Origin of the sequence: Methylobacterium sp. WL116 (assembly GCF_008039455.1) — a bacterium.
Taxonomy (GTDB): Bacteria; Pseudomonadota; Alphaproteobacteria; order Rhizobiales; family Beijerinckiaceae; genus Methylobacterium.
On the sequence record NZ_VRUV01000224.1, the window covers coordinates 1 to 7,211 of the forward strand.

General features: G+C 68.3%; 7 protein-coding genes, 1 tRNA gene and 1 pseudogene. 6 read left to right on the forward strand and 3 right to left on the reverse strand.

Translation table 11 applies throughout. The annotated features are described in order from the left end of the window. Positions 1-286, reverse strand: a pseudogene (gene fliI / locus FV223_RS16070) (flagellum-specific ATP synthase FliI); the annotation flags it as partial. Positions 287-704: 418 nt separating this feature from the next. Here fliI and FV223_RS16075 point away from each other — a divergent pair. The 6 genes from FV223_RS16075 (at position 705) to FV223_RS16100 (ending at position 6,499) form a co-directional block, all read left to right on the forward strand. Continuing rightward, positions 705-1,406 (forward strand): response regulator transcription factor CtrA, encoded by a 702-nt coding sequence (locus tag FV223_RS16075; RefSeq protein ID WP_147727979.1) that lies wholly within the window; start codon positions 705-707, stop codon positions 1,404-1,406. Positions 1,407-1,821: 415 nt separating this feature from the next. Continuing rightward, positions 1,822-3,384: a 2-isopropylmalate synthase gene (locus FV223_RS16080; RefSeq protein ID WP_147727980.1), complete on the forward strand. Its 1,563-nt coding sequence runs from the start codon at positions 1,822-1,824 to the stop codon at positions 3,382-3,384. Between the two features lie 142 nt (positions 3,385-3,526). Then, positions 3,527-3,602 (forward strand) — tRNA-Lys (locus FV223_RS16085). 174 nt (positions 3,603-3,776) lie between these two features. After that, complete coding sequence (locus FV223_RS16090) at positions 3,777-4,574, forward strand: ABC transporter ATP-binding protein (protein WP_147727981.1); 798 nt, start codon at positions 3,777-3,779, stop codon at positions 4,572-4,574. Further along, positions 4,574-5,458, forward strand: coding sequence for an ABC transporter permease (locus FV223_RS16095; RefSeq protein WP_147727982.1), 885 nt, complete (start codon positions 4,574-4,576; stop codon positions 5,456-5,458). The genes FV223_RS16090 and FV223_RS16095 overlap by 1 nt, the downstream gene beginning before the upstream one ends. A gap of 75 nt (positions 5,459-5,533) precedes the next feature. Then, complete coding sequence (locus FV223_RS16100; RefSeq protein WP_147727983.1) at positions 5,534-6,499, forward strand: ABC transporter substrate-binding protein; 966 nt, start codon at positions 5,534-5,536, stop codon at positions 6,497-6,499. 43 nt (positions 6,500-6,542) lie between these two features. Here FV223_RS16100 and FV223_RS16105 read toward each other — a convergent pair whose 3' ends face one another. Beyond that, positions 6,543-6,788: a hypothetical protein gene (locus FV223_RS16105; protein ID WP_147727984.1), complete on the reverse strand. Its 246-nt coding sequence runs from the start codon at positions 6,786-6,788 to the stop codon at positions 6,543-6,545. Positions 6,789-6,909: 121 nt separating this feature from the next. After that, on the reverse strand, positions 6,910-7,211 hold a 302-nt coding region (locus FV223_RS16110; RefSeq protein WP_281407448.1), incomplete at its 5' end, for a cold shock domain-containing protein.

Consider the following 7,211-nt stretch of genomic DNA (forward strand, 5'->3'; position numbering starts at 1 on the left):
AGGCGGGGCAGCCGCGGCGGACGCCCTCGAGCGAGCCGAACGGCATGGCGAGCGCCCGGTCGCCCTGAAAGCCGATGATCTCGCACGGGATGAGCCCGGCGCTGCCGGCGCCCTCGACGTCGAGCCGCCCGCCGAGCCGCATCGCGGCGACGGGGCCTGCGACCTCGACGAGCAGGCCGCGAATCGCGACGACCCGTCCGTAGGTCTCCAGCGGCTCGACGCGCTCCAGCCCGGCGCGGATTCCCGAGAGCGTCCGTGCCGCGGTCCCACCCTGGTCCTGCGTCATTCCTGAAGCCCTAACGGTTCGTTTACCTCCCTCCTTAACACTGCGGTCATCGGGCTTGTAGCGGGGCCGATCGCAGTGCTGGTCCGGGTCCCTCGATCCGCTCAGGACATGCGTGCTGGATGTGGCGGAACGGTCACAAACGGGTGCGGCCCGTTACGGGTGAAGGACTTGGCTGGGGCGGGGGGCGCGGCGTCGGCCGCGGACGGTTTGTGCGGTGAGAACAGACCGCAAACACCGGACGCAAAAAGGTCGCGGCGGGGTCAAACGATCGCTTGCCACACAGAATCAGGTTTTGTTAACGATTAACGAATAGCGTTTCACGTCAATGACGATGGGGCGTCCGTCCACAGGCCGGTGGCGGACGAATGGCGGCGACGTGTCCGAACGCTGATACGGCCGGCCGGGCTGGGGATCGACGATGCGGGTACTTCTGATCGAGGACGACGGCGCCACGGCGCAGAGCATCGAGTTGATGCTCAAGTCCGAGAACTTCAACACCTACACCACCGATCTCGGTGAGGAAGGAATCGATCTCGGCAAGCTCTACGATTACGACATCATCCTGCTCGATCTGAACCTGCCCGACATGTCGGGCTACGAAGTGCTTCGCAACCTTCGCGTCGCCAAGGTCAAGACGCCGATCCTGATCCTGTCGGGCATGGCCGGCATTGAGGACAAGGTGAAGGGCCTCGGCTTCGGCGCCGACGACTACCTCACCAAGCCGTTCCACAAGGACGAGCTCGTGGCCCGCATCCACGCGATCGTCCGCCGCTCGAAGGGCCACGCCCAGTCGGTGATCACCACCGCCGACCTGATCGTGAACCTCGACCAGAAGACCGTCGAGGTCGCCGGCTCCCGCGTCCACCTCACCGGCAAGGAGTACCAGATGCTGGAGCTCCTCTCGCTGCGGAAGGGCACGACGCTGACCAAGGAGATGTTCCTCAACCATCTCTACGGCGGCATGGACGAGCCCGAGCTGAAGATTATCGACGTGTTCATCTGCAAGCTGCGGAAGAAGCTCGCCAACGCCAGCCAGGGCAAGAACTACATCGAGACCGTCTGGGGCCGCGGCTACGTGCTGCGCGAGCCGATGGACGCCGAGGAGCGCATCGCCGTCTGATCCTCGCCCGCCCCGGCTCTTCCCTCTACAGGCACCCGCGGATCGCTCCGCGGGTGCCTTCTTCGTTGCGGCGGCCGGTTTCGCCGCTCGGCCGGTCAACGGTCGCGCTTGTCTTCGGGCCCAACCAGGGATATCCATGCTGCCTGCGTCGCCGGCCCCGCACATCTCCGTGCGGTCCCGAGATCGGCGCCGAGGAGAGACGAGCCTTGGCCAGCGCCGGCTCAGCACCCGTCATCGTCGAGGCCGCGACCGCGGCGTCGCTGACGCGCGCCCTCCGCTCGCTTCTGCTTACCCGCCCCTGAGGGCCGTCCGGGCGTTCGCCTGGGCCTTCAGGGGATCGCATGGCCGACCTCACAGGCTTCGAAGGCCGCCCGATCCGCTCGGCGGGGGCGCGCCGCGACAGGGTGGACAACCGATGACCAGCGTTTCCGAGACGAAAAAAGACCGCGTCGTGATCTTCGACACGACGTTGCGCGACGGCGAGCAATGCCCGGGCGCGACCATGACCCTTGACGAGAAGCTCGCCGTCGCCGAGCTGCTCGACGCGATGGGCGTCGACGTCATCGAGGCCGGCTTCCCGATCGCCTCGAACGGCGACTTCGAGGCCGTCTCGGAGATCGCCCGCCGCGCCAAGCGCGCCACCATCGCCGGGCTCGCCCGCGCCATCCCCGCCGACATCGCCCGGGCCGGCGAAGCGGTGCGGCACGCCCGCCAGGGGCGCATCCACACCTTCGTCTCGACCTCGCCGATTCATCTCGCGCACCAGATGCGCAAGACCGAGGACGAGGTCGTCGAGATCATCCTCAAGACGGTGGCGCAGGCCCGCGACCTCGTCGCCGACGTCGAGTGGTCGGCGATGGACGCGACCCGCACGCCGATCGACTACCTGTGCCGCTGCGTCGAGGCGGCGATCAAGGCCGGCGCGACGACGATCAACCTGCCCGACACCGTCGGCTACGCGACGCCGGGCGAGTACCGCGCGATGTTCGAGGCGGTGCGCGAGCGTGTGCCGAACGCCGACAAGGCGATCTTCTCGGTCCATTGCCACAACGATCTCGGCCTCGCGATCGCCAACACGTTGGCCGGCATCGAGGGCGGCGCGCGGCAGGTCGAGTGCACGATCAACGGCATCGGCGAGCGCGCGGGCAACGCGGCGCTTGAGGAGGTGGTGATGGCAATCCGCACCCGCTCCGACGTGCTGCCCTACGAGACCGGCATCGAATCGACGATGCTGACCCGGGCCTCGAAGCTCGTCAGCCACGCCACGAACTTCCCGGTACAATTCAACAAGGCAATCGTCGGCCGCAACGCCTTCGCGCACGAGAGCGGCATCCACCAGGACGGCATGCTCAAGCACGCCGAGACCTACGAGATCATGACCCCGGCCTCGGTCGGCCTCACCAAGACCAACCTGGTGATGGGCAAGCATTCCGGCCGCGCCGCCTTCCGCTCGAAGCTCGACGAGCTCGGATTGAGGCTGTCCGACAACCAGCTGCAGGACGTTTTCGAGCGGTTCAAGGCCTTGGCCGACCGCAAGAAGAACGTCTACGACGAGGACATCGAGGCGCTGGTCGACGAGAATCTCGCCACCGCGCACGACCGCATCCGCCTGGTCTCGCTCTCGGTCATCGCCGGCACGCGCGGGCCGCAGCGCGCGACCATGAAGGTCGCCGTCGACGGCAAGACGCTCACCGAGGAGGCCGACGGCAACGGGCCGGTCGACGCGGTGTTCAACGCGATCCAGGCGCTGGTGCCGCACGAGGCGCAGCTCGAGCTCTACCAGGTCCACGCGGTTACCGCCGGCACGGATGCCCAGGCGGAGGTCTCGGTGCGGCTGAAGGCCGGCGAGCGCTCGATCACCGCACGCGGCGCCGACCCCGACACCCTCGTCGCCTCGGCCAAGGCCTACCTCTCGGCGCTGAACAAGCTCTCGGCCTCGGCCGTACGCCTCCACGCGCAGCACGCGGCGGCGGAGTAGGCCGAAAACCGACCGGCCCGGGGGAAAATTCCCGCTCGCGGGCAAAAACCGCGAACACGGGGTGGACAGCCCCCGGCCCGGTTGGTATCAGCCCGCATCGCAGCGGGACTTGGTGGACCGCGGCGGATCGCTCAATGCGATCGGGCGCATAGCTCAGTTGGTAGAGCAGCTGACTCTTAATCAGCGGGTCCTAGGTTCGAACCCTAGTGCGCCCACCAAAAGATTCCGAACTTCGATGATGTCAGGGCAGGACGCGGTCGCGCGTTCTGCCCTTCTTCGTTTGGTCCGGCGCCAGCGATCACGCGTGTCTCGCCGATTCGGCCTCGCGCCTGCATTCTGCATGCAGTTTGGCCCGGGCCTTGCTGGATCCCGCCGTCAGCGTGGAGCCGGTGATGGATGCGGTTGCGAACGGCCGGGACGTGCAGCTCGCCCTGCGGGGCATCCGCAAGGCGTTCCCGGCGAAGGGTGGTGCCGTCCCGGTGCTCGACGGGCTGAGCTTCGACATCTACGAGCGCGACTTCGTCAGCATCATCGGGCCGTCCGGCTGCGGCAAGACCACGGTCTTCAACGTGATCGCCGGCCTGCTCGAGCCCGACGCGGGGACGATGCGCTTTCGCGGCGAGATCGTGCCCGGCCTGTCCGGCCGCGTCGGCTACATGATGCAGAAGGACCTGCTGTTCCCCTGGCTCACGGTCCTGCAGAACGTGATGCTCGGCCTGGAGATGAAGGGCGTCGACGCCAGGGCCGCCACCGAGACGGCACGGGACTACCTCGCCCGCTTCGGCCTGTCCGGCTTCGAGAACGCCTCCCCCAAGACCCTGTCAGGCGGCATGCGGCAGCGCGCGGCGCTGATCCGGACGCTGATCATGGATCCGGACATCCTGCTCCTCGACGAGCCGTTCTCGGCGCTCGACTACCAGACCCGGCTCTACCTCGAAGGCGTGCTGCTCGACGCGGTCGAGACCTTCCACAAGACCGTCGTGCTCGTGACCCACGACATCGACGAGGCGGTGGCGCTCTCGAAGCGCGTTGTGGTGCTGGGCAATCGCCCGACCCGGGTGAAGGCGGTGCACGACATCGCGCTCAGCGATCGGTCGCCGATCGGCGCCCGCAGCGATCCGCGCTTCTCCGAGTATTTCAATACGCTCTGCGGCGAGCTCGACATCCAGACCAGCGCGAGGGCGGCCTGATGGCGATCCAGATCCTATCCCACGAACAGGCACCGCCGGAGGCGGCGAGCCGACCGACGCCGCCGGCCCGACGCCGCCGGCCCGGTGCCCTGGCACGGGCGATCGACACCACGCTCGGGCGCGGACTGATCCAGCTCCTCGCGGTGGCCGTGTTCTTCGCGGCTTGGGAGGTCGCGGTCGATGCCGGCTGGCTCACCGAGTTCCTGGTCGGCGCGCCCTCGGGCATCTGGCGGGTGTTCGTCAAGAGCGTGCTCGACGGCAGCCTCGCCCACGACACCTGGCTCACGGTGGTGGAGGCCATCCTGGGCTTCGTGATCGGCACCGCGATCGGCTCGGTCGCGGGGCTCGGGCTCTGGTACTCGGTGCTGGTGGCGCGGATCGTCGAGCCGTTCATCGTCGCGATCAACTCGGTGCCGAAGATCGCGCTCGCCCCGATCGTGATCCTGTGGTTCGGCACCGGGTTCGTCTCGAAGGTCGCGCTCGCGGTCTCGCTGACGGCGCTGGTCGCGCTGATCGCGGCGTACCAGGCCGCCCGGGACGCCGATCCCGACCTGCAGGCGCTGCTGGCCTCGATGGGCGCCTCGAAGAACCGGATCTTCCGCTCGGTGATCGTGCCGTCGACGCTGCCGGCGATCATCGGGATGTTCCGGATCAACATCGGCTTCGCGCTGGTCGGCGCGGTCGTCGGCGAGTTCATCTCGTCCCAGGCCGGGCTCGGCCACCTGATCTACAACGCCTCGTCGCTCTACGACCTCAACGCCGTCTGGGTCGGGCTGTTCGTGCTGATGTTCGTCGGCTTCCTGCTCTACCACGTCATCGATTTCGCCGAGCGCCGCATCCTGCCGTGGCGGCAGGTCGACACCGCCTGCAGCGTCCAGGTCTGAGTTCCAAGCCGGCGGAGCGCGGCTCGCCGCGGCCGTTCGCCCCGCCCTTCCCGCCAGCAGAACGAGAGCCTTCCGATGATCCAGCGTCGTCCCCTCATCGCGACCGTCGCCGCGGCCTGGCTGATGGGGGCCCTGCCCGCCTCGGCGGCGGCGCTGAAGGCGACCGTGAGCCAGGCCTTCCAGTCGATGCTCTACCTGCCGCTCTACGTCGCCCTGGACGAGGGCCTGTTCGAGAAGGCCGGCATCGACGTGACCAAGGAGACGGCCGGCGCGCCGAGCGTCGCGCTCTCGGCGGTGATCTCGAAGAGCGCGCAGTTCTCGATCCACGGCCCGGAATGGACCGCGGTGGCGGCCTCCAAGGGCGCGCCCGTCGGCGTCATCGCCAACGTCGTCAACGGTGCCGCCGTGTGGATCGCGACGACGCCGGACTTCGTCTTCAACGACGTGAAGGACCTCAAGGGGCAGACCATCGTCACCGGGTTGATGCCGACGACGAGCACCTCGCTGTTCCTCAAGCTCTTGAAGGAGAACGGCCTGTCGAAGGACGACGTGACGCTGACGCAGGTGCAGCTCGGCACCGAGCCGGGCCCGTTCCTCGCCGGCCAGGCCAAGGTCGCCGTGCTGTACGAGCCCGGCCTCGATCAGGTCGCCGCCAAGGGGATGAAGGTCGTCCTCGGCTTCCCCGAGAAGTACGGCCCCTACGCGTTCTCGGCGGTGAGCGCGCGCAGGGATGTCGATCCGGCGGTGGCGCAGGCCTTCGTCGACGGCATGCAGGCGGCGATCCGGCTGATGCAGTCCGATCCGGCCAAGGCGGTCGCGGTGGCGAAGAAGGAGTTCCCCAACCTCGATCCGACCGTGGTCGAGGCTGCGGTCAAGCGCATGATGGGCGACAAGGTCTATCCGGAAAGCGTCGACATCACGTCCGATGCCCTCAAGATCGCCCTCGATACGCAGATCGCCCTCGGCAACCTCGCGGCCCAGCCGGACTACGCCACCTTCGTGCGGCGCGATTTCATCACCAAGGCGATGGCCGGCCAGTAGCGCCCGGTGCCGTCCGCGATCTCAGCGCGGATGGTCCCCCGTCTCAGCGGGCGGCCGGACGCGACGATCGGAGGGACTTCGCTGCCATCGACGCGCTCGGTGGCAGATCGTTCGCGCTCGGAACCGCCGCGTCCTTCTCCGGGAGGGGGCCGGGCTTCTTCGCCTCCCGTTCGCGCTCGAAGCCGTAGCCGAGGTTCACGCCGGCATAGGCGCCGGTGAAATCCTCGGCCCTCGCCTGCTGCGCCGTGGCGAGGGCGAGCAGGATTCCGAACGGTACGGCACAACGCATGAGATGTCTCCGATTGCCGTCCCGGAACGCAAAACGGCGGCCCCGTGAGGGACCGCCGGTTCCAATCGCAGCGGGAAGGCGGCGGAAGCGAGGCCGCCGCGTTCGCCAAAAACGCCGCCGATCAATCGTCGACGTTGATGCTCTGAGCCTCGCGGCCCTTCTGGCCGTCGACCACACCGAGCGTCACGGTCTGACCCTCGGCAAGCGACTCGAGGCCGGCCCGCGACAGGGCAGAGCGATGGACGAACACGTCCTTGCCGCCGTCGTTCACCGACACGAAGCCGAAGCCCTTGGCCGGGTCGTACCACTTCACGGTGCCCTGCATCTCGGTCGAGGGGCCCGAGGCGACGCGGCCACCGCCGCCGTAACCGCCGCCGCCGCCACCGAAGCCGCCTCCGGCGCCGCCGTAACCACCGCCGGCAC

Excerpts from the sequence above, each read along its gene's own strand:
- FV223_RS16090 (WP_147727981.1), top strand. The coding sequence starts at position 3,777 with ATGGATGCGGTTGCGAACGGCCGGGACGTGCAGCTCGCCCTGCGGGGC.
- FV223_RS16075 (WP_147727979.1), top strand. The coding sequence starts at position 705 with ATGCGGGTACTTCTGATCGAGGACGACGGCGCCACGGCGCAGAGCATC.
- FV223_RS16080 (WP_147727980.1), top strand. The coding sequence starts at position 1,822 with ATGACCAGCGTTTCCGAGACGAAAAAAGACCGCGTCGTGATCTTCGAC.
- FV223_RS16100 (WP_147727983.1), top strand. The coding sequence starts at position 5,534 with ATGATCCAGCGTCGTCCCCTCATCGCGACCGTCGCCGCGGCCTGGCTG.
- FV223_RS16095 (WP_147727982.1), top strand. The coding sequence starts at position 4,574 with ATGGCGATCCAGATCCTATCCCACGAACAGGCACCGCCGGAGGCGGCG.
- FV223_RS16105 (WP_147727984.1), bottom strand. The coding sequence starts at position 6,788 with ATGCGTTGTGCCGTACCGTTCGGAATCCTGCTCGCCCTCGCCACGGCG.